Origin of the sequence: Xanthomonas sp. CFBP 8152, from assembly GCF_014199025.1 — a bacterium.
GTDB lineage: Bacteria > Pseudomonadota > Gammaproteobacteria > Xanthomonadales > Xanthomonadaceae > Xanthomonas > Xanthomonas arboricola_B.
On the sequence record NZ_JACHNO010000002.1, the window covers coordinates 813,747 to 833,664 of the forward strand.

The window sequence follows — 19,918 nt, forward strand, 5'->3', positions numbered from 1 at the left end:
GATTAGATATCCAGAACTTGCGGCTGCTGGGCGGCGTGCGGATGCTCGGCACCCGAATAGACCTTGAGCTTGCGGTACATGGTGCGGCCCAGGGGGCCCTTCGGCAGCATGCCCTTGACGGCGATTTCGATCACGCGCTCCGGATGGCGCTGCAGCGCCTGCTCCAGGCTCTCGGTCTTCAGGTTACCGATGTAGCCGGTGAAGCGGTGATACTTCTTGTCTTTCAGCTTGTTGCCCGTGACCACGATCTTTTCGGCATTGATCACCACGAGGTAATCGCCGGTATCGACGTGCGGGGTATAAACCGGCTTGTGCTTGCCGCGCAGACGGCGAGCCAGTTCGGTGGACAGACGGCCGAGCGTCTTGCCGGCGGCGTCAACGAGATACCAGTCGCGCTGGACGGTCTCGGACTTGGCGGTGAACGTAGTCATGAGAAAACTCTTGAGTGGTCGGGCGGATTGCAGCGGCAATGACCGCTGGAACTTTGCCACGCGTTGTGAAGGCGAAACAGAAGAGGCGGGATTGTACGGGACGGCACAAGGCCACGCAAGTCGCCGGCCGGCCGGCGCTCTGGCGGTTGGCAGCGGCTCGGTCCGGGGCCAGAATCGGCACATGACCCAGATCTCCTCTTTCCGACTGCATAGCCCGCTCGACCGGCTGCTGGTCGAAGCCCAGCGCGCGCTGGACACGGTATTCGGCAATCCGCCCGCCGAGCGGCCCAATCCGGCCGCCGACACTCCCGACGTCGCGCTGGAACCGGACCAACGTCGCCACGCTGCCGGGTTGATGCGGATCAACCACGTCGGCGAGGTCTGCGCACAAGGCCTGTACTTCGGCCAGGCCGCCGTCGCCCGCGACGCCCACACCCAGCACCATCTGCTGGAGGCCGCGCAGGAGGAAACCGACCATCTGGCCTGGTGCGCGGACCGCCTGCACGAGCTGGATAGCCGCCCCAGCCTGTTCAACCTGCTCTGGTACGCCGGCAGCTACGCCCTCGGCGCCCTGGCCGGGTTGCGCGGCGACGACTGGAGCCTGGGCTTCGTGGTCGAGACCGAGCGCCAGGTAGAAGCCCATCTGGACGAACACCTGGAAACCCTGCCGGAGGTCGACCAGCGCAGCCGCGCGATCCTGCGCGTGATGAAGATCGACGAGGCGCGCCACGCCGATCAGGCCGAACAGGCCGGCGCGCGCATCCTCCCGCCCCCGATACCCGGCGCCATGGCCCTGGCCTCCAGGCTGATGAAAGCGGTGGCGTACCGGCTGTAGCCGGTGGGATTGGGGATTGGGGATTGGCTGGCGGCTGGCGGCTGGCGGCGCCTTAGCAAACCAAGCCCCACACCTCGCAACACTCAACTGGAGCAGAGCCCCCTTTGTTAAGGGGGCGCGCCAAGCGCGCGGGGATAGGATGCTACGAAGTGGGGCCCAAGATTTGCGTAGCAAATCTTGGGGGTCAGGCCCACGCAATGGGACTGACCACACGCGGGCCTGACAACCACTACCCAACCAACTTCAATCCGATCACCCCGGCCACGATCAGGCCGATGCAGGCCAGACGCGACCACGACGCGCTGTCGCCGAACAGGGCGATGCCGGCGATTGTCACGCCCAGCGCACCGATCCCGGTCCAGATCGCATAACCGGTGCCTACCGGAATCGTCTTCAGCGCCTGCGTCAGAAACCACAGGCTGATACCCGCCAGACCGATCGTCAGCACGGTCGGCCACAGGCGGGTGAAGCCGTCGCTGTACTTCAGGCCCATGGCAAAGCCGATTTCGAACAGGCCGGCCAGCAGCAGATAGATCCAGGGCATCGCATCACTCCTCAACTTGAAAAACGCACAAAAAAAAAGCGGCCCAGTGTCTGCACACTGGGCCGCCGTCGGCTGTGGAACGCGAGGTCATCGCGTGGCGGGCCGTCCCGCCTTGATTCTTCGCGCGCCTGCAGGCAGGTCGCACAACAGCTCGCTCGCTGCGCTTATTCGCTCAGGTTACGCCCGTGGAACAGTTCTTCGATCTCGCGCTTGAGCAGCGTTTCGATCTTCATGCGCTCCTTGAACGAGAGGTTCTTGGCGCGCTCCTCGAACAGGTACTGGTCCAGGTCGAAGTCCTTCAGGTGCATCTTGGTGTGGAAGATGTTTTCCTGGTAGACGTTCACATCGAACATCTCGTAGCGCGACTTCACGTTCTTGGCGAGGAAGTGCTGGATCGAGTTGATCTTGTGGTCGATGTAATGCTTCTTGCCCTTCACATCGCGGGTGAAGCCACGGACGCGGTAATCCATGATCACGATGTCCGACTCCAGACTCTCGATCAGGTAGTTCAGCGCCTTCAACGGCGAGATCACACCGCAGGTGGCGACGTCGATGTCGGCGCGGAACGTGGCGATGCCTTCCTGCGGATGCGTCTCGGGATATGTATGGACAGTGATGTGGCTCTTGTCCATATGAGCGACCACGGCATCGGAGATCAGCTCCTTGCCGGCCTGCTTCTTGTCGATGACGGGCTCTTCCGAGATCAGGATCGTGACCGACGCGCCCTGCGGATCGTAGTCCTGACGTGCGATATTGAGGATGTTGGCGCCAATGATCTCGGCAACATCGGTCAGGATCTGCGTCAGACGATCGGCGTCGTACTGCTCATCGATGTATTCGATGTAGCGCTGACGCTCCTCTTCGGTACGCGCGTAACAGACGTCGTAGATGTTGAAGCTCAACGCCTTGGTGAGGTTGTTGAACCCCTGTAGCCTCAGGCGAGGCAACGGCTTGACCACGTCGGTCTGTCCTTATGGAAGGCGGGAAAGGAAACAATTATGAGCCAAAGATCCCAGCAACGAAATGCCGATGTTAAGAATGGTTTACCTTGCATGACTCATGCCGTTAAGCTTCAAGAACTACACGCGGAACTGCCATGAGCCCAGGAAACACGACGGTTGTCACTACGACGGTACGTAACGCTACCCCTTCTCTGGCGCTGGACGCGGGCACGATCGAGCGTTTTCTGGCGCACAGCCATCGCAGGCGCTATCCGACCCGGACCGATGTGTTCCGGCCAGGAGACCCGGCTGGCACCCTCTACTACGTGATCAGCGGCTCGGTGAGCATCATTGCCGAGGAAGATGACGATCGTGAGTTGGTGCTGGGCTACTTCGGTAGCGGCGAGTTCGTCGGCGAGATGGGGTTGTTCATCGAATCCGATACCCGCGAGGTGATCTTGCGCACCCGCACCCAATGCGAGCTGGCCGAGATCAGCTACGAGCGGCTGCAGCAGCTGTTCCAGACCAGTCTGTCGCCGGATGCGCCCCGCATCCTGTACGCGATTGGCGTTCAGCTGTCCAAGCGGTTGCTCGACACCACAAGGAAAGCCAGCCGCCTGGCGTTCCTGGACGTGACCGACCGCATCGTGCGCACCCTGCACGATCTGTCCAAGGAGCCGGAAGCGATGAGTCACCCGCAGGGCACCCAGCTGCGCGTGTCGCGGCAGGAATTGGCACGGCTGGTGGGCTGCTCGCGCGAAATGGCCGGGCGCGTACTCAAGAAGCTGCAGGCCGACGGCCTGCTGCATGCACGCGGCAAAACCGTCGTGCTCTACGGGACCCGCTAAGCGGTGGCGGTCGCGGCTGGTGCAGCACTGCACCAGCCGCAGGTTGAACCGCATGTCGCACGGCATGCGGGCTGATGCAGTCCGGCACGCTCGGCCACCGACTGCCGGGCATGTCGACGGCCCGGCATCCATTGCTGCCGCCAGGCATCGGAGCTAACGGGAATCACGCAGCTTGTTGCAGCCGTGCCTGGCTGGAGCTGCGCACGAAGCGCGCCGCTACCGGCGCCAAGCGCTACAGCGCCTTGCCACCGCGATCGCGACATCCCCAGTTGAGGATCGGCGTGCCCGCAGGCAACACTTGCCGGAACAGCGCTTCGCGATTGACCTTCGGATTGACCACCACCGGCGCACGCGCCGCCTTCAGCAACGGCAGATCCGCAGTGCTGTCCGAATAGGCAACGGCGATGTCGGCATAGCCGCGCTCGCGCAGCATGCGCATCTTCTCTTCGTTGTGGCAGTGCCGTCGCGCAGTGACAGCACCCAGGCGAGGGCCGACCAGGCTGCCGATCACCGGCACGTCCTGATGCGCGACAAAGCCGAGAATCGCGCGTGCCAGTTCCGGCGGCGCGCCGGTGGCCACCACCACACGGTCGCCGGCAGCGCGGTGATCGGTGAACACCTTCAAGGCGTGCGGCAACAAGCGCTGCCGGATCTGCGCTTCATGCTTGAGCACGTATGCATCGATGAAGCGGTTGAACTCGCGCGTGCGGTGCAGACCGAAGGTCGCGATCCACACATAACCGGACACGCCGCGGCGGCGGGTCGGCAGCATCGCCACCATCGGGCCGAGGATCGGTGACGCCAACAGCGCCACCAGCAGACGCAACGGGTTGCGCTTGATCAACCAGGCGAACAGATGGCTGCCGGAGTCGCCGTCATACAGCGTGTGGTCGAAATCGAAGACCACCAGCGGTGCGTCGTCGCGCGGAATGGGATACGCCTCAGTCATGCGCGAAGAATAGCTGACGCAGCGCCTCGCCGGGTTCGGGCGCGCGCATGAAGGTCTCGCCGACCAGAAACGCGTTCACACCGTGGCCGCGCATCAATTGCACATCGGCCGGAGTGACGATGCCGCTTTCGGTGACCAGGATGCGGTCGCGCGGCACGGCGGCGCGCATGTCCAGGGTGGTCTGCAGCGACACCTCGAAGGTGCGCAGGTTGCGGTTGTTGATGCCCACAAGCGGCACCGGTACCTGCACCGCGCGCTCGAGCTCGTCGATGTCGTGCACTTCCACCAGGACGTCCAGGCCCAGTTCCATGGCCAGGCCGGAGAGCTCGGCCAGCTGCGCATCGTCCAGTGCCGAGACGATCAGCAGGATGCAATCGGCGCCGAGCACGCGCGCTTCGTAGACCTGGTAGGGGTCGACGGTGAAGTCCTTGCGCAGCACCGGCAGCGTGCAGGCCTCGCGCGCCTGGCGCAGATAGGCATCGGCGCCATGGAAGAAGTCCACATCGGTCAGCACCGACAGGCAACTGGCGCCGCCGAACTCATAGCTGACCGCGATGTCGGCCGGGTGGAAGTCGGGGCGGATCACGCCCTTGGACGGGCTGGCCTTCTTTACTTCGGCGATCACTGCCGGCTCGCCGGCGGCGATGCTGGCCTGCATGGCGGCGGCAAAACCGCGCGTGAGCGGCAGGTCGGCGCTGCGCGCAATCAGCTCGGCCAGCGGCACGCGCGCACTGCGCTCGGCGATTTCTTCGGCCTTGCGGGCGAGGATGGTGTTGAGGATGTCGCTCATCGTATCGGGTCCTGGCGGGCGGGCATTATCGGTCAAGACGGCCGCAACTGACCGCCACGCGCCAGCGATCAGCATGCCAGCGGTATTGTGGGATGCCGACGCGTGCTTGCCGGCGCATGGCGGTGGACAGCGATCAGGACTGCAGGGCGGCCTGTCGGGTGAAGGCGACGTAGGCGTCCAATCTTGCACGCGCCGACCCATCGGCCAGGACCGCAATCGCACGCACGACGCCGTCGGCGATGCTGTCGGACACCCCTGCCACGTAAAGGGCCGCACCGGCATTGAGGGCGACGATGTCCAGCGCCGGGCCGGGTACATTGTCCAGCACCTGCAGCAGCATCGTGCGCGACTGCGCGGCATCGGCCACCTTGAGGTTGCGGCTGGCCGACATGGCGATGCCGAAATCCTCCGGATGCACTTCGTACTCGCGCACCTGGCCATCGCGCAGCTCGCCGACCAGGGTGCCGGCGCCCAGCGAGAGTTCGTCCATGCCATCGCGCCCCCACACCACCAGCGCGCGCTCGGCGCCGAGTTCCTGCAGCACGCGCGCCTGGATGCCGACCAGATCCGGATGGAACACGCCCATCAGGATGTTCGGCGAGCCGGCCGGGTTGGTCAGCGGGCCGAGGATGTTGAAGATGGTGCGCACGCCCATTTCGCGACGCACCGGCGCCACCACCTTCATGGCCGGGTGATGCACCGGCGCATACATGAAGCCGATACCGGTCTGCGCCAGCGCGGCGGCGACCTGCTCGGGCTGCAACTCGATCGCCGCGCCCAGCGCCTCCAGCGCATCGGCACTGCCGGACTTGGAAGACACGCTGCGGTTGCCGTGCTTGGCGACCTTGGCACCGCCGGCGGCGGCCACGAACATCGCGCAGGTGGAGATGTTGAAGGTATGCGAGCCGTCGCCGCCGGTGCCGACGATATCGACCATGTGCCGGCGATCACCCACTTCCACGCGACGCGAGAACTCGCGCATCACCGTGGCTGCGCCGGCGATCTCGCCGATGGTTTCCTTCTTGACCCGCAACCCGGTGAGGATGGCGGCGACCATCATGTCGGAGACCTCGCCACGCATGATCTGACGCATCAACTCGACCATTTCGTCGTGGAAGATTTCGCGGTGTTCGATGGTGCGTTGCAGGGCTTCTTGCGGGGTGATGGGCATGGACGAGGACCGTGACAAAACGTGAGAAGGATGTGCGGGAGCGAGGTTGATCGATCAATCCTGGCGATGCAGGCGCAAACGGCGGCAATGCCATGCAGCGATGCGGCGCGCGGCGCTCACTGGCCCGGACGCCGCATGCGGAAGCGCGCCTGCGCCTGCACCTCGAAATAATCGGCGGCACCGCCCGCGCGCAGAATCGTCTGCACGGCTGCGGGATCGTAGATACCGTCCTGCAGCGCCGCGTGCGCCAGATGCACGCCGACCACTTCGCCCAGGACCAGCCAGGTTTCGATGGCCTGCCCGCCTGCGCTCTGCAGCGGCAACAGCTGGCTGAGCCGGCATTCGAAACTGACCGGGCTGGCCGCCACACGCGGGGCACCGATCAGCCGCGACGGCGCCATCTGCAAGCCGGCCAATGCGAACTCGTCGACCTCCGCCGGCACCATCGCCGCACTGGCATTCATCGCCTCGGCCAATGGGCGCGTGGCCAGGTTCCAGGTGAACTCGCCGGTGGCTTCGATATTGCGCAAGCTGTCCTTGCGGCCGATGCTGGCGAAGCCGACGATCGGCGGCACGTAGTTGAACGCATTGAAGAAGCTGTAAGGCGCCAGATTGGCGACGCCCTCGGCGCTGCGCGAGCCGATCCAGCCGATCGGCCGCGGACCGACGATGGCGTTGAACGGATCGTGTGGCAGACCGTGGCCCTGGCCTGGTTCGTAGAAGTGGAAGCTGTCGCTGGCGGTGCTCATCGTGATCCGGGTGCAGGCATGAACGAAGCGAGGTGGGAAACCCGCCGCACGGCGACGCGCGGGTGACTGCGGGTACTGCGCGCGTGGGCCGCCGGTGCAGCGATGGTGCTGACGACTGCATCGAGACTGACGAAGGTTGCAGCGACACTGGCGACGTGCGCGGTGCGCATTTCGATCAACGCTGCAGGAAGTTTTTCAGCAAGGCTTGACCGTGCTGGGTCAGGATCGATTCGGGATGGAACTGCACGCCTTCGACCGGAAACTGGCGATGGCGCAGGCCCATGATCTCTTCGATCGAGCCATCCGGATTCTCGGTCCAGGCAGTGACTTCCAGCGCCTCGGGCAAGGTGGTCTTGTCCACTACCAACGAGTGGTAGCGGGTGGCCTCGTAGCTGTCCGGCAGGCCGGCGAACACGCCCTTGCCCTGGTGGCGGATCGGCGAGGTCTTGCCATGCATGATGTTGCCGGCGCGAATCACATCGCCGCCGTAGACCTGCCCGATGCTTTGATGCCCCAGACACACGCCCAGGATCGGCGTGGTCGGGCCCAGCTGCTCGATCAGCTGCAGCGAGATACCGGCCTCGTTCGGGGTGCACGGGCCAGGCGAGATCACGATGCGCTCGGGCCTGAGTGCGGCGACCTGATCGACGCTCATCGCGTCGTTGCGCACCACCGTGACCTCGGCACCCAGGGCCTGCAGGTACTGCACGAGGTTGTAGGTGAAGCTGTCGTAGTTGTCGAGCATCAGCAGCATGGCAGGGGACTCATTGCGCGATCAGGAAGACCGCATAGATGTTTTCGGTATAGGTGATGGTGCCGGTCAGCAGGCTTTCGCCGAGGCCTTGCACCTTGCCATCTGCACCAGGTGGCGGCGGCGGTGGGGGTGCCGGTGGCGAGGGCGGCGAAACCACGGAGCTGGGCGTTGGCGCTGCAGGCGCAGACCAGGTGCCGGCCTCGACGCCATAGGCAAAACTGGGCGCCACATCGGAGATGCTGTAGATCCCGCCAAGCCCCACACCATACGCCGCGGCGAGTCCCTGAGCCGATTCGCGCGACTGCGTGGCGGCTTCGCGCTTGAGGTCTGCACGCAACGCAGCGGCATCGGCGTAGGCGCTCTGCATGGACAACACCTGGACATTCTCGTTGGCGTCCAGCCCACCCAGAAAGGCACGCACGTCCTTCAGGGACGAGAAGGTACCGCGGATCTTGCGCTCCACGCGGGTTCCCTGGAATACCGACTTGCCATTTTCGTAGCGCGACTGCGGAGAGATCGATAGCGACGAGGCATAGAGCGAATCCATCAGCACGTGGTTGCGTCGCAGGCCATCCAACACCGATCGGGCGCGTTCCTCGACGAATTTGCGCGCCAGGTCAGGCTGCAGGTCGGTGTTGCTGACCTTGAGATCGATGATGAAGCGGTCCGGGTCGACAGTGCGGAATGCCTGGCCTTTCACCAGCAAATGCGGCTGCGACGGCAGGCTGTTGATCTGCGCTGTCGCGGCGGGCGGCAGCATCAACAGGCTTGCGAGAATCCAACCGGCAATTCGCTTCATTGGGTCCTTCCTTGATGGGAGACGTGGTTATGCACGTGCATCGGCGTGAGCGCGCATTGCGACGTCCGCACAGAGCCGGTCGACCGACGCGGCCGTGGTCGCCCACGAGGTCACGAAGCGGATCACATGACTGCCATCGGCGCGCACTTCCCAGCGCTCGAAGTCGTAGCAATACGCCAGTTGCGCGGCCTGCTGCGCACTGACGGCGATGAACTGCTGGTTGGTCGGCGAGTCGCTGGTGAACTGCGCGCCAGCGGCCAGCAATCCTGCGCGCAGTCGCTGCGCCATCGCGTTGGCATGCGCAGCCAGCTCGAAGAACAGGCCATCTTCGAACAAGGTGGCAAACTGCACCCCCAACAGCATGCCCTTGGCCAGCAGCGCACCGCGTTGCTTGATCAGATAGCGGAAGTCGGCCTGCAAGTCGGGATTAACGATGACCAGCGCTTCGCCGAGCAAGGCGCCATTCTTGGTGCCGCCGATATAGAACGCATCGGTCAGCGCGGCAATGGCGGGCAGATCCAGATCGTTGCCATCGGCGGTCAGCGCGGCGCCCAGGCGTGCGCCATCCAGATACAGCAGCAGGTCGCGCGCGTGGCAGAAACGCGACAGCGCATCAAGTTCGGCACGGCTGTAGATGGTGCCGCTCTCGGTGCTGTTGGAGATGTAGACCAGGCGCGGTTGCACCATGTGCTCGTTGGCGTGCACATCCAGCACTGGCTGGATCAGCGCCGGCGTCAGCTTGTCGTGCGGCGCGGGCACTGTCAGCACCTTGTGGCCGGTCGCTTCGATGGCGCCGGTTTCGTGCGTGGCGATGTGCCCTGCCTCCACCGCGATCACCGCCTGATGCGGGCGCAGGAACGCCGCGATCGCGGTCAGGTTGACCTGGGTGCCGCCGACCAGCAGATGCACATCGGCCTGCGCCTGCGCGACTGCGCTGCGGATCAACGCAACCGCACGCGCGGTGTGGCGATCGGTGCCGTAGCCGGCGTTCTGCTCGGCGCTGGCCTGCGCCAGCGCCTGCAGCAGGCGCGGATGCGCGCCCTCGCTGTAGTCGTTGCGGAAGCTGATGCGCGCAGCGCTGCCCTGCCCGACCATCACAGCCCCTTGGCCGCCTGCGCAACCGCACGGAACAGCGCGCGGCCCTTGTTCATGGTCTCCTGCCATTCCAGATCCGGGTCGGAGTCATAGACCACGCCGCCGCCGGCTTGCACGTACAGATAACCGTCCTGGATCACGGCAGTGCGGATCGCGATGGCGGTATCGGCATCGCCGTGCCAGCCGATGTAGCCGACCGCGCCGGAATAGACGTTGCGCTTGACCGGCTCCAGCTCGCGGATGATCTCCAACGCGCGGATCTTCGGCGCGCCGCTGACGGTGCCGGCCGGAAACGTCGCACGCAGCACGTCGCTGTAGTTCAGGCCGGCCTTGAGCGTGCCGGTGACCTCGCTGACGATGTGCATCACGTGGCTATAGCGTTCGATCACGAACTGCTCGCCGACCTTGACCGTGCCCGGTTCGGCAACGCGGCCGACATCGTTACGACCGAGATCGATCAGCATCACGTGCTCGGCGCGCTCTTTCGGATCGGCCAGCAGCTCGGCTTCCAGCGCCTTGTCCTGTTCGGGCGTGGCACCGCGCGGACGGGTGCCGGCGATCGGCCGCACGGTGACCACGCCATCGCGCAGGCGCGCCAGGATTTCCGGCGAGGAGCCGACCACCTGGGTGCCACCGACGTCGAGAAAATACATGTACGGCGAGGGATTGAGCGCGCGCAGGGCGCGATACACATCCACCGGACGCGCACGGAACGGCACGCGCAACCGCTGCGACGGCACCACCTGGAAGATGTCGCCGGCGCGCACGTATTCCTGCGCCTTGCGCACCACCGCGTGATATTCCTCGCGGGTGAACGAAGAGTGGAAGTCCGACTCGTCGATCGCATCGGAAATCTGCGCCTGCGGATACCCGGCACCGCCCTGACGCAGGCGGTGCGCCAGTTCGTCCAGACGCCGGTTGGCGCGCACATAGGCCTGCGGCTGGCGCGGGTCGGCGTGCACGATCAGGTACAGGCGGTCCTTGAGGTTGTCGAACACCGCCAGCTCTTCGGACAGCATCAGCAGGATGTCCGGGGTGCCCAGCTCGTCGGGTTTGTCGCCACTACCCAGGCGCGGTTCGATGTACTGGATGCACTCGAAACCGAACCAGCCGACCAGCCCGCCGGTGAAACCGGGCAGGCCGTCGAGCTGCGGCACCGAATGCTCGGCGCGCAAGGCGTCCACTTCGGCCAGCGGGTCGGCGACCTCGCGGGTTTCCAGCACGTCACCATGCTCGCTGATTTCCAGCGTATGCCCGCGGAAGCTGTACACGCGCCGCGCCGGCAGGCCGATGATGGAATAGCGCCCGAAGCGTTCGCCGCCTTCGACCGATTCGAACAGATAGGTGTAGGCGCCGTCGGCGAGCTTCAGATAGACCGACAGCGGCGTGTCCAGGTCGGACAGCACTTCGCGGACGACGGGGATACGGGTGTGACCTTCAGCGGCCTGGCGCTGGAACTGCTCTGCAGTGATCAAGACGACTTTCCTTCCGGGACTCTGTGGCGGGGCGGACGACGGCAACGGGCCACCATCGCCACCAGCGGCGAGCGGAAGAGAAGGAGCGTGGAGTCGTCAGGCGGGACACACGGCTACTGTAGCGCAACTGCCGCGCCAGGGCAGCAGGCGCAAGGCGAAAGCCAAGCAAATTGCGAAGCCGGCTGGCCAGCCTGGCCGCCGTACAGCCAGCCCACGCTCTACCGATTCCCCAATCCCGATTCCCGATTCCCCGCCCTCAAGCGCTCCGCAACGGGCACTCCAGCGGCAAATGCATCCGCAACCGCGCCGGCACGCATTCGGTACGGAAATGCAGCGAGGTTTCCGGCTCGCCATCCAGGTTCAAGGTCAGCGGCTGATGCGAGACGATTTCCAGCCACGGCAGCCGCGCGCGCACGGCCACACGTTCCAGCGCGGCTTGTTTGCCCCCGGTGACCAGTGTGCCGAGAGTGGCGGCCACCTCGCCATTGAGCGCGGGCACGATGGTGACGTCGAGCAGCCCATCATCGATCAAGGCCTCCGGACACAGCGCCTGGCCGCCGCCGGCCTGACGTCCGTTGCCAAGGCCAAGTGCGATGAACTCGCCTTCCCAACTGAAATCCGGGCCGCTGAAGCGGGCGCTGATCGGGTCGATCCGGCCCAGGCGCGACATGCCGGTGATCAGATACGCCAGGCCGCCCAGCATCTTCTTCAGGCCCTCGTCGGTTTCGACGGTGACCTGGGTACCGAACCCGCCGCTGGCGACGTTGGCGCACCAGTGCGGGCCGTGCTCGGCGTCGATGCGCAGCAGGTCGATCGGTTCGGCGGCGCGCTCGGCGATCAGGGTCAACGCGCCGAGCGGCTCGATCGGCAGATTGGCAGCGGTGGCGAAGTCGTTGGCGGTGCCCAACGGCACCAGGCCCAGCGATGGCAGCGTAGCGGCATCGGCCGTGTGATGCGCCAGCGCGGCGGCCACTTCGCTCAAGGTGCCGTCGCCCCCGGCCGCGATCACGGTGTGCACGCCGTCGGCAACCGCTTCGCCGACATAGCGCTCGGCATCGCCGTCTTCCCACGTGACCCGAACGTCGAGCCGTATGCCACGCGTGCGCAGCGTTCCCACCGCCTCACGCAGGTCCGGATTGTCGGTGGACTTGCCGTTGAGGATCAGACGCCAGTGGGACGCGGCCATGCACGCTGCCAATGCTGTGAGGGTGGTGGACGCAGGCTAGCAGCGGCCTGCTGCGTGCATCGTGAATACGCGACGTCGCAGGGCTGTCATCGGCATGTCATCGATGACCCGGAGAGTGGAAGGCCATAGCAGGGACGACGGGCGGAGGCAGGATCAGCCTCCAATTTTCCTGAAGGCCGCTCCCGTGGGAGCGGCCTTCTTCTTGCGTGCAACGGCTGCGCGGCAGGCCGCGCTCAGGCGCCAGCGGCGAAGGCAGCCAGGCGCTCGCCGTCGAGCCGGTAGACCGTCCAGCCGTCCATCGGCTGCGCACCGGCTGCCTGATAGAACGCGATGGCCGGCTGGTTCCAGTCCAGTACCGACCATTCGAAACGCCCGCAGCCACGCTGCACGGCCAACCGGGCCAGATGCCGCAACAACGCCAGGCCGGCCCCCTGCCCGCGCGCCTGCGGACGCACGAACAGGTCTTCCAGATACAGGCCATTGCGGCCGAGCCAAGTCGAGTAATTGAAGAAATACACCGCAAATCCCAGCGCCTGGCCGTTTTGCTCGCAGATCAGCGCATGCGCGGTGGCGCCGTCGCCGAACAGGCTGACGCGCAAGTCCGCCGGGCTGGCCTTGACCGCATCGGGCTCGCGCTCGTACACCGCCAGTGCGGTAATCAGCTCGTGCAGCAGCGCCACATCGTCGGGCGTGGCGGCGCGGATCTGCAGCGCGGGCTCGCTCATCGCACCGCATCCACCGCCGCATGCATCTGCGCGATCACCTGCGCATAGTCGGGCGCATTGAAGATGGCCGAGCCGGCGACGAAGGTGTCGGCACCGGCGGCAGCGATCGCGCCGATGTTGTCGGCCTTGACCCCGCCATCGATCTCCAGCCGGATCGGCTTGCCCAGGGCATCGATCCTGTTGCGGATGGCACGCACTTTCTCCAGCGCCGAGGGAATGAAGGCCTGCCCGCCGAAGCCGGGATTGACCGACATCACCAGCACCAGGTCCAGCTCGGGCAGCACCCAATCCAGGATATCCACCGGGGTGGCCGGGTTGAGCACCAGGCCGGCCTGGCAGCCGTGCGACTTGATCAGCTGGATCGTGCGGTGCACATGGCGGCTGGCTTCGGGATGGAAGCTGATGATGGTGGCACCGGCCTCGGCGAAGTCCGGCACGATGCGGTCCACCGGCTCGACCATCAGGTGCACGTCGATCGGCGCGGTGATGCCGTGCTTGCGCAGCGCCTGGCACACCATCGGGCCGATGGTGAGGTTGGGCACGTAATGGTTGTCCATCACGTCGAAGTGCACCCAGTCGGCGCCGGCCTTCAGGACGTTGTTCACTTCCTCGCCCAGACGGGCGAAATCGGCGGACAGGATGGACGGGGCAATCGCCGTCGGTTGCATGGGCAGCTCGTCAAAGAACGGGGAACGCATTGTCGCAGGCGCGCACAGCCAGTGCATCCGCAACGGTCCAGCCTGCGTATGCACCTGACCGGCGCACCGCGCCCTTTCGCCAAGGACACCGCATGAAGACCACCGCGCTCGCCTCCGCTGCGCTTGTTTTGATGGCCCTCGCCCCGTCCGCCTGGGCACAGACCGGCCCGGCCGACTGGTCGGGTTTCTCGATCGGCGCCACTGTCGGCGGTGCCGACGTCAGTGGCGTGTCCGGCGGCCGCTTCGGCTTCGACACCAACCTGGACGGCCGCGACGGCGACCAGGTCAGCACCCCGACCGGTGCCGATGCATTCTCGCCCGGGTTCTGCGGCGGCGCGGCGGCCGGGCGCACCCCGGCCAGCGGCTGCAGCAAGGACAAGGGCGGCGCCGAATACGGTGCGCGGCTGGGCTACGACTGGCAGGCCGGCAACTGGGTCTACGGCGTGGTCGCCGAGTACACCCGCAACGATCTGCGCGACAGCGTCAGCGCCTTCAGCACCACCCCGGCGTTCTACACCTTCACCCGCCAGCTCAACCGCACCGCCGCACTGCGCGGCCGTATCGGCTATGCCTTCGGCGCGCAGGGCGACGTTCTGGCCTATTTCACCGCCGGCGTGGCACGCGGCGAGTTCGACCACAGTTTCTCCAGCAGCAACACCGCCAACAGCTTCACCAGCAGCGGCGGCGATAGCGCCGACGGTTACCAGGCCGGCCTGGGCCTGCAGCGCCGCTTGAGCGACAACGTCTCGGTCGGTGTGGAGTACCTGTTCACCCGCCTGCAGGACGAAGACACCCGCGTGCGGGTCGGGCCGGGCACCGCGCCGGCGACCAGTCCGTTCCTGCGCGTCAATCCGGCCGGCACCGATCTGCGCCGCAGCGATACCGACTTGTCGTCGAATGCGGTGCGCCTGACGGCGACCTATCGCTTCTGAGTCCTGGCGCCTGCGTGACCACGCCTGACCTGCAACGGGTCGGGCGTTTTTATTGGTGGCGCCAATGCAGATCCTGGTGCAGGCCGCCATATCGCCTGGCGCCGAGATCTGGGCGCAGGGCTGGATCAGCGTTTGCGCAGGCGCTGGATCCGATCGTAGGCCGCATTGATCTGGCTGGCCTTCCTCTCCGCCTGGCGGCGTGCTTCCGGCTCGGCGTTGGCCACCTTGTCGGGGTGGTAGCGCGACATCAGCCGGCGGTAGGCCAGATCGATCTCGGCAGTGGTGGCGTCCGGCTCCAGTCCCAGCGCTTCGTACGGGTTCTCGGCGCGGCGCTTGAACCAGCCGGCATCCACCGCATGCCCGATCGCCAGGCCGATCATCAATCCGACCACCGGCGCGCCGCGGAACAGCAGGGCGCCGGCCAGGGCGCCGAGCAATTTTCCGTACCAGGACATGGGCGATCGGGGGCAGGAGGCGGGGCTGGCGATCTTACCCGAACGCCCGCCCGGCCTGGCTGACGCGGCCTGCACGCGGCCGCCCAGGCCGGGCCCAATAAATACAGCGGCGCACGCCGAAGCGCCGTACACTACGCGGCCCGCTGCCCACCCGCGGGCCCGCCGGGTCCCGGGGACAGCGTCATTGCGACGTCCTTAGGAGTGCCTGTGTCGACCACGCTGTTGCAATCCGATCTGCCCGGCCTGCCGTTGCGTCACCGTGGCAAGGTCCGCGATGTCTTCGACATTCCCCGCGAGCGCCTGCCCGCCGATGCGCCCCCGGGCGATTATCTGTTGATGGTGGCGACAGACCGCCTCTCCGCGTTCGACGTCGTGCTGCCCGACCCGATCCCCGGCAAGGGCGAGATGCTGTGCCAGGTCTCCAACTTCTGGTTCCACAAGACCGAACACCTGATGCCCAACCACCTGGTCGACATCACCGTGGAGCAGGTGTTGCCCGAAGGCGTGGTCCCGGCGCTGTATGCAAAGCGCGCCATGGTCACGCGCAAGCTCAAGCCGGTGCCGGTGGAAGCGATCGCACGCGGCTACCTGATCGGCAGCGGCTGGAAGGATTATCAGCGCACCGGCAAGATCAGCGGCATCGAACTTCCCGACGGCCTTCGCCAGGCCGAAAAACTGCCCGAGCCGATCTTTACCCCGTCGACCAAGGCCGCGGTCGGCGACCATGACGAGAACATCGACTTCGATGCGATGGTCATGACCGTCGGCGCCGAGCTTGCCGAACGCGTCCGCGATGCCACCTTGCGCATCTACCGTTTCGCCGCCGACTTTGCCGCCGAGCGCGGCATTCTGCTGGCCGACACCAAGTTCGAATTCGGCACCGATGCCGATGGCCGCCTGTACATCATGGACGAGATGCTGACCCCGGACTCGTCGCGTTACTGGCCGGCCGACCAGTACGAACTCGGCACCAGCCCGCCCAGCTACGACAAGCAATTCGTCCGCGACTATCTGGAAACCCTGGACTGGGGCAAGACCGCACCCGGCCCCAGCCTGCCGGCAGAAGTGATCGAACGCACTCGCGCAAAATATGCCGAAGCATTGCAGCGGTTGGCGGGTATTTCGGTCGATTGATCTCCAAGGCCCCGCTCCCGGGGCTTTGAGGCTGTATTAAAGCAACGATGGCGGGCAGCGCTCTTTATCGAGCGCTGAAAGACACACCCGACGCGGTCTGTTGCCCAAGGAAGTCGCAATGGCTCTCTTGTTATTTGGCGTTCCGCAGATTGCCCGCGTTCGGCAACGCATTGCTGCACGGGTTGCTTTTGCGGCAAGGGCGTCCACCTGTCACATGCCGGCCAGTTTGGGCGATCCTGGACCCCGCAAGCCTTCACATAGCTGCAAGCGGCGCGCGTATAGCATCCCGCCCGCACTCCAGTTGCCCGCCATGATCAGGAGGATCCCTTGGCCCTTTTCCGAACGTCCCTGCACGCCCTCGCACTGAGCCTTTCGCTGGTTGCCTGCAAACCGCCAGCAGAGCCAGCCGTCACTGCGATGCCTGCTGCAACGGCCGCACCCCCGGCCTCGGCACCTGCCACCGCTTCGGCAACGCCTGCTCAGGCATCAACCTGCCCCACTGCCGACTTCTCTGCGTTTCTGAAAAGCTTCAGTGCAGACATTGCGGTACAGGAAAAGGCCACGGCCGATCCACTGACGATGATCCAGCTCGACCCGGACGCACAGCCCGAGCCCGCCCCGGTAACCCGCACGGTGCCGCTGGCCAAGGTCGAATGGCCCGTCATCCCCAACCTGGAGGCAGCCCGCAACGGCGGCCGCGAGGTGACGATTTCCGAAGAAGCCGATGGCCGCCAAGTACTGGTCCGCACACCGGACACCGGCGATCAGCAGGTGTACCACTTCGCCCAGCGCCCTTGCTGGATGCTGGTCAAGGTGGACGATCAGTCTTTGTAAAAACGTCTGTGAGCGCTGGAAGCAGTTTCTGCCGGCTTGATACCCTCACCTACCCCTTAAAACCGTCAAAGAGGCGACCTGATGCGACGCTTCATCTCTGTCCTACCTGCGCTCGGCCTGAGCCTGGTGCTTGCCGCATGCGGTGACAAGCCAGGGCCCGCAGCTGCCACCACCAGCGCGCCCGGTACGCCACCTGCCACTACCCCATCCCCGGCTTCGACAGAAGCAGATACACAAGGACGGAACGACATGATCAAGGAATGCTCCGGCGTGCGCCTGCACCTGAGCGCGTTGCCATCCGGGAGCGGCGGCTCCACCAAAACCCACCTGAAAATGGAGCGTGATGGCCAGCGCCAGGAAGTGGCAGCGCCTCCAGAGATGGCGGACTACACCGCAGTGGGCCTGGGTTGCGCGGAAGACGCAAAAGGAAGCACGTATTTTGTCGTTCAGTACGGCGAGCTTCCTTACGGCTGCGAATTTTGCGAATGGTTCTTCCTGTATGACATCAAGGGTCAGTTGCTGAATCACGCAACACCACCGCTGCATACGCAGGACGGCCAGCAGAGCCCGAATAACGATGAGTACGAACACAAACTCGAAGAGTTGGGACTGAAGCACCCGGAACTGGTGCCTTTCCAACCCTGAGCAAAGGATGCCCGTGCACCGATGGCGGTGCATGGCCAACGCAGTACGCAGTACATGGAGCAGCACCCGTTACAAGGAAGAATCTGTCTCATAGAAAGGAACGCACGACATGACCGACACCACGATCTATACCGAAATACTTCAGCCACGCGGCGCTGCATACAGCAGTGACCGAATCAAGCCCTGGAGCCATTATCGCGAGCCCATCGACAGCGGAGATGGCCGATTGCATGGCGAATCGCGTCGCTGGGGCGATGCCAGTCCACAAACCCAATCACGGGTAATCGACAGTCTTATCGACGCCTCGCGGGATGCCGGCCTTTCATCGCGCGAGACCGCTTACGTCCTTGCCATCGCCCGAGTTGAATCAGGCTTCAATCCTGATGCTGCTGCGGGCACGACGTCTGCCTCGGGCCTGGGTCAGTTCATCGACCGCACCGGCACGCATTACGGCGTCAACGCATCCAACCGCTTCGACGTGCAAACGCAGTCGCAGGCATTGGTGCAACATTTCATCGATAACCGTGATCTTGCGCGCAGCCGCGGTGAGGGCGAGGACTACATCTACAAATATCACCACGATGGCCCCAGCAAGGATTATGGCGGCCTTGCGCTATCGCGGCGCGAGATTGCCCCTCATCTGGACAACTACACCCAGTTTGTCGAACAGCGTCTTTCCCAGACGCAGGGCAATGCCGTGGACCGGCCGGCACCAGCGATGCACCCGGCCGAACCCAGCCATGGCGCTCGCAGCAATTTCCAGCAAACGATGGAACGCATGCTGCCCGGTCAAGGCAGTACCGATCCGCATATCACCGGTCATTACGGCGAGCACCGCGGCAGCCACGGGCCGCACGGCGGTACCGACTTCAACTACCAGGGTGGCCAGACAGGCCGCAACATGCAGCACCCGACGGTGCATTCGCCGGTCGCCGGAACCGTCACCTTCGCCGGCGGCAACTACGGCACTGTCAAGATTCGCGATGCACAGGGCAACTCGCACGAGATCCTGCATCTGGACGCACTCAAGGTGAAAGAGGGTCAGACACTGTCCGCCGGCGATGCCATCGGCACGATGGGCGGACGCGGCCCGAACGGTAACAGCCAGTACGCGCAGCATGTGCATTACCAGCTGCGCGATGCCAACGGCAAGCTGACCAGTCCGGAGACGTTCTGGAATCAGGGCCATCAGCAGGAGTCCGGCGCGCGCCACTCCCAGCCGGCGACAGCGGCCGGCAACGACACGCTGCGGCATGGCGAGCAAGGCGGCGATGTCGGCAAGCTGCAGCAGGACCTCAACCGTCTCGGCGTGCGCGATGCGCAGGGCAACCGGCTTGCCGAGGATGGCCGCTTTGGCGACAACACGCGTGAGGCGGTGATTGCGTTCCAGAAGCAGCACGGGCTGCAGCCCGATGGCGTGGTGGGGCGCAACACGCAGGCCGCGTTGTCCGCACAACCGGCCCAGGCACAGGCAGGACAGGCGCCGGCCGCTGCGCCCAAGGCCCCGTCGCTCGACGATGCCGCGCATCCGGACCATGCCTTGCACAACGCGATCCGCAGCAAGCTGCCCAGCATGATCTCCAACGAGACCGCGGCCCACATCACCCTGCAGGCCAAGCAGAACGGTATCGATTCGGCAGACAAGCTGCAGAAGGTCACCGTGCAGGATGGCAAGGCATTCGTCATGGGCACCACGCCGGGCTTCCGTGCGGCGGTGGATCTGAACCAGCCGGCTCCCACGCTGGAGCAGACCAGTGCGCAATTGCTGGCTGGCCAGGCTTCGCAGCAGCGCGCGCAGGATGAGCAGCAGCGGGTCGCGATCGGCGGCCGCTGACGGTTCGACGCCGCAGCACGAAAAACCGGCCAGTGGCCGGTTTTTTTGTGCCTGTCTGCTCTCGACAGTAGCGCCGAGAGCGGCGCTGCGGCCG

General features: G+C 65.3%; 22 protein-coding genes. 7 read left to right on the top strand and 15 right to left on the bottom strand.

All coding sequences use genetic code 11. From position 1 onward, the window contains the following. Positions 1–2: 2 nt before the first annotated feature. The gene (gene rplM, locus FHT09_RS11120; protein WP_003483082.1) at positions 3–431 is read right to left on the bottom strand and encodes a 50S ribosomal protein L13; all 429 of its coding nucleotides are present in this window, start codon (positions 429–431) and stop codon (positions 3–5) included. 181 nt (positions 432–612) lie between these two features. Between rplM and coq7 the strand changes: the two genes are divergently transcribed. Continuing rightward, positions 613–1,266, top strand: coding sequence for a 2-polyprenyl-3-methyl-6-methoxy-1,4-benzoquinone monooxygenase (gene coq7, locus FHT09_RS11125; protein ID WP_104538711.1), 654 nt, complete (start codon positions 613–615; stop codon positions 1,264–1,266). A gap of 229 nt (positions 1,267–1,495) precedes the next feature. Here coq7 and FHT09_RS11130 read toward each other — a convergent pair whose 3' ends face one another. Beyond that, positions 1,496–1,810, bottom strand: a complete 315-nt coding sequence (locus FHT09_RS11130) for a multidrug efflux SMR transporter (RefSeq protein ID WP_003483069.1) — start codon at positions 1,808–1,810, stop codon at positions 1,496–1,498. Positions 1,811–1,974: 164 nt separating this feature from the next. Then, complete coding sequence (gene speD, locus FHT09_RS11135; RefSeq protein ID WP_005990692.1) at positions 1,975–2,769, bottom strand: adenosylmethionine decarboxylase; 795 nt, start codon at positions 2,767–2,769, stop codon at positions 1,975–1,977. Between the two features lie 137 nt (positions 2,770–2,906). Here speD and crp point away from each other — a divergent pair, with 137 nt between their 5' ends. Continuing rightward, on the top strand, positions 2,907–3,599 hold the full coding sequence (gene crp, locus FHT09_RS11140; protein WP_024938194.1) for a cAMP-activated global transcriptional regulator CRP: 693 nt from the start codon (positions 2,907–2,909) through the stop codon (positions 3,597–3,599). A 232-nt stretch (positions 3,600–3,831) separates the two neighbouring features. On the opposite strand, the gene FHT09_RS11145 is transcribed toward crp, so the two are convergent. The 11 genes from FHT09_RS11145 to rpe form a co-directional block, all read right to left on the bottom strand. After that, positions 3,832–4,548, bottom strand: coding sequence for a haloacid dehalogenase-like hydrolase (locus FHT09_RS11145; protein WP_104606283.1), 717 nt, complete (start codon positions 4,546–4,548; stop codon positions 3,832–3,834). After that, a complete protein-coding gene (gene trpC, locus FHT09_RS11150) occupies positions 4,541–5,338 on the bottom strand; it encodes an indole-3-glycerol phosphate synthase TrpC (protein WP_047126189.1) in 798 nt (265 codons plus the stop codon). The genes FHT09_RS11145 and trpC overlap by 8 nt, the downstream gene beginning before the upstream one ends. Positions 5,339–5,471: 133 nt before the next feature. After that, positions 5,472–6,509: an anthranilate phosphoribosyltransferase gene (gene trpD, locus FHT09_RS11155; RefSeq protein WP_104606284.1), complete on the bottom strand. Its 1,038-nt coding sequence runs from the start codon at positions 6,507–6,509 to the stop codon at positions 5,472–5,474. Positions 6,510–6,625: 116 nt separating this feature from the next. Then, positions 6,626–7,258 carry a flavin reductase family protein gene (locus FHT09_RS11160; RefSeq protein ID WP_104538712.1) on the bottom strand — a complete coding sequence of 211 codons (633 nt, stop codon included), beginning with the start codon at positions 7,256–7,258 and terminating at the stop codon, positions 6,626–6,628. Positions 7,259–7,433: 175 nt separating this feature from the next. Next, positions 7,434–8,012: an aminodeoxychorismate/anthranilate synthase component II gene (locus FHT09_RS11165; protein ID WP_104538713.1), complete on the bottom strand. Its 579-nt coding sequence runs from the start codon at positions 8,010–8,012 to the stop codon at positions 7,434–7,436. 10 nt (positions 8,013–8,022) lie between these two features. After that, entirely contained in the window at positions 8,023–8,811 is a 789-nt protein-coding gene (locus tag FHT09_RS11170; RefSeq protein WP_104606285.1) for an SIMPL domain-containing protein, read from the bottom strand. 27 nt (positions 8,812–8,838) lie between these two features. Then, a complete protein-coding gene (locus FHT09_RS11175; RefSeq protein ID WP_104606286.1) occupies positions 8,839–9,906 on the bottom strand; it encodes an aminotransferase class I/II-fold pyridoxal phosphate-dependent enzyme in 1,068 nt (355 codons plus the stop codon). Beyond that, on the bottom strand, positions 9,906–11,381 hold the full coding sequence (trpE, locus tag FHT09_RS11180; protein ID WP_104538715.1) for an anthranilate synthase component I: 1,476 nt from the start codon (positions 11,379–11,381) through the stop codon (positions 9,906–9,908). Before trpE ends, FHT09_RS11175 begins: the two co-directional genes overlap by 1 nt. Positions 11,382–11,637: 256 nt before the next feature. Beyond that, on the bottom strand, positions 11,638–12,567 hold the full coding sequence (gene yegS, locus FHT09_RS11185) for a lipid kinase YegS (RefSeq protein ID WP_047126200.1): 930 nt from the start codon (positions 12,565–12,567) through the stop codon (positions 11,638–11,640). A 233-nt stretch (positions 12,568–12,800) separates the two neighbouring features. Continuing rightward, a complete protein-coding gene (locus FHT09_RS11190; protein ID WP_047126201.1) occupies positions 12,801–13,292 on the bottom strand; it encodes a GNAT family N-acetyltransferase in 492 nt (163 codons plus the stop codon). After that, a complete protein-coding gene (gene rpe, locus FHT09_RS11195; protein WP_047126702.1) occupies positions 13,289–13,960 on the bottom strand; it encodes a ribulose-phosphate 3-epimerase in 672 nt (223 codons plus the stop codon). The genes FHT09_RS11190 and rpe overlap by 4 nt, the downstream gene beginning before the upstream one ends. 122 nt (positions 13,961–14,082) lie before the next feature. Here rpe and FHT09_RS11200 point away from each other — a divergent pair, with 122 nt between their 5' ends. Beyond that, entirely contained in the window at positions 14,083–14,922 is an 840-nt protein-coding gene (locus FHT09_RS11200; RefSeq protein ID WP_047126202.1) for an outer membrane beta-barrel protein, read from the top strand. Positions 14,923–15,047: 125 nt separating this feature from the next. On the opposite strand, the gene FHT09_RS11205 is transcribed toward FHT09_RS11200, so the two are convergent. Beyond that, positions 15,048–15,377, bottom strand: a complete 330-nt coding sequence (locus FHT09_RS11205) for a DnaJ domain-containing protein (RefSeq protein ID WP_047126203.1) — start codon at positions 15,375–15,377, stop codon at positions 15,048–15,050. A gap of 207 nt (positions 15,378–15,584) precedes the next feature. On the opposite strand from FHT09_RS11205, the gene FHT09_RS11210 reads away from it, so the two are divergent. The 4 genes from FHT09_RS11210 (at position 15,585) to FHT09_RS11225 (ending at position 19,824) form a co-directional block, all read left to right on the top strand. Further along, entirely contained in the window at positions 15,585–16,511 is a 927-nt protein-coding gene (locus FHT09_RS11210) for a phosphoribosylaminoimidazolesuccinocarboxamide synthase (protein WP_181141327.1), read from the top strand. Between the two features lie 327 nt (positions 16,512–16,838). Further along, positions 16,839–17,345 (top strand): hypothetical protein, encoded by a 507-nt coding sequence (locus tag FHT09_RS11215; RefSeq protein WP_104606288.1) that lies wholly within the window; start codon positions 16,839–16,841, stop codon positions 17,343–17,345. Between the two features lie 249 nt (positions 17,346–17,594). Continuing rightward, complete coding sequence (locus FHT09_RS11220) at positions 17,595–17,990, top strand: hypothetical protein (protein ID WP_181126391.1); 396 nt, start codon at positions 17,595–17,597, stop codon at positions 17,988–17,990. 109 nt (positions 17,991–18,099) lie between these two features. Then, the gene (locus FHT09_RS11225; RefSeq protein ID WP_184416948.1) at positions 18,100–19,824 is read left to right on the top strand and encodes a peptidoglycan-binding protein; all 1,725 of its coding nucleotides are present in this window, start codon (positions 18,100–18,102) and stop codon (positions 19,822–19,824) included. Positions 19,825–19,918: the final 94 nt, after the last annotated feature.

What these genes read in the sequence shown, in the direction of transcription:
- FHT09_RS11165 (WP_104538713.1), bottom strand. Translation starts at nt 8,012, where the DNA reads ATGCTGCTGATGCTCGACAACTACGACAGCTTCACCTACAACCTCGTG.
- FHT09_RS11170 (WP_104606285.1), bottom strand. Translation starts at nt 8,811, where the DNA reads ATGAAGCGAATTGCCGGTTGGATTCTCGCAAGCCTGTTGATGCTGCCG.
- crp (WP_024938194.1), top strand. Translation starts at nt 2,907, where the DNA reads ATGAGCCCAGGAAACACGACGGTTGTCACTACGACGGTACGTAACGCT.
- FHT09_RS11175 (WP_104606286.1), bottom strand. Translation starts at nt 9,906, where the DNA reads ATGGTCGGGCAGGGCAGCGCTGCGCGCATCAGCTTCCGCAACGACTAC.
- yegS (WP_047126200.1), bottom strand. Translation starts at nt 12,567, where the DNA reads ATGGCCGCGTCCCACTGGCGTCTGATCCTCAACGGCAAGTCCACCGAC.
- coq7 (WP_104538711.1), top strand. Translation starts at nt 613, where the DNA reads ATGACCCAGATCTCCTCTTTCCGACTGCATAGCCCGCTCGACCGGCTG.
- trpD (WP_104606284.1), bottom strand. Translation starts at nt 6,509, where the DNA reads ATGCCCATCACCCCGCAAGAAGCCCTGCAACGCACCATCGAACACCGC.
- trpC (WP_047126189.1), bottom strand. Translation starts at nt 5,338, where the DNA reads ATGAGCGACATCCTCAACACCATCCTCGCCCGCAAGGCCGAAGAAATC.
- rpe (WP_047126702.1), bottom strand. Translation starts at nt 13,960, where the DNA reads ATGCAACCGACGGCGATTGCCCCGTCCATCCTGTCCGCCGATTTCGCC.
- rplM (WP_003483082.1), bottom strand. Translation starts at nt 431, where the DNA reads ATGACTACGTTCACCGCCAAGTCCGAGACCGTCCAGCGCGACTGGTAT.
- FHT09_RS11200 (WP_047126202.1), top strand. Translation starts at nt 14,083, where the DNA reads ATGAAGACCACCGCGCTCGCCTCCGCTGCGCTTGTTTTGATGGCCCTC.
- FHT09_RS11145 (WP_104606283.1), bottom strand. Translation starts at nt 4,548, where the DNA reads ATGACTGAGGCGTATCCCATTCCGCGCGACGACGCACCGCTGGTGGTC.
- FHT09_RS11160 (WP_104538712.1), bottom strand. Translation starts at nt 7,258, where the DNA reads ATGAGCACCGCCAGCGACAGCTTCCACTTCTACGAACCAGGCCAGGGC.
- FHT09_RS11225 (WP_184416948.1), top strand. Translation starts at nt 18,100, where the DNA reads ATGACCGACACCACGATCTATACCGAAATACTTCAGCCACGCGGCGCT.
- FHT09_RS11130 (WP_003483069.1), bottom strand. Translation starts at nt 1,810, where the DNA reads ATGCCCTGGATCTATCTGCTGCTGGCCGGCCTGTTCGAAATCGGCTTT.
- FHT09_RS11220 (WP_181126391.1), top strand. Translation starts at nt 17,595, where the DNA reads ATGATCAAGGAATGCTCCGGCGTGCGCCTGCACCTGAGCGCGTTGCCA.
- FHT09_RS11205 (WP_047126203.1), bottom strand. Translation starts at nt 15,377, where the DNA reads ATGTCCTGGTACGGAAAATTGCTCGGCGCCCTGGCCGGCGCCCTGCTG.
- FHT09_RS11190 (WP_047126201.1), bottom strand. Translation starts at nt 13,292, where the DNA reads ATGAGCGAGCCCGCGCTGCAGATCCGCGCCGCCACGCCCGACGATGTG.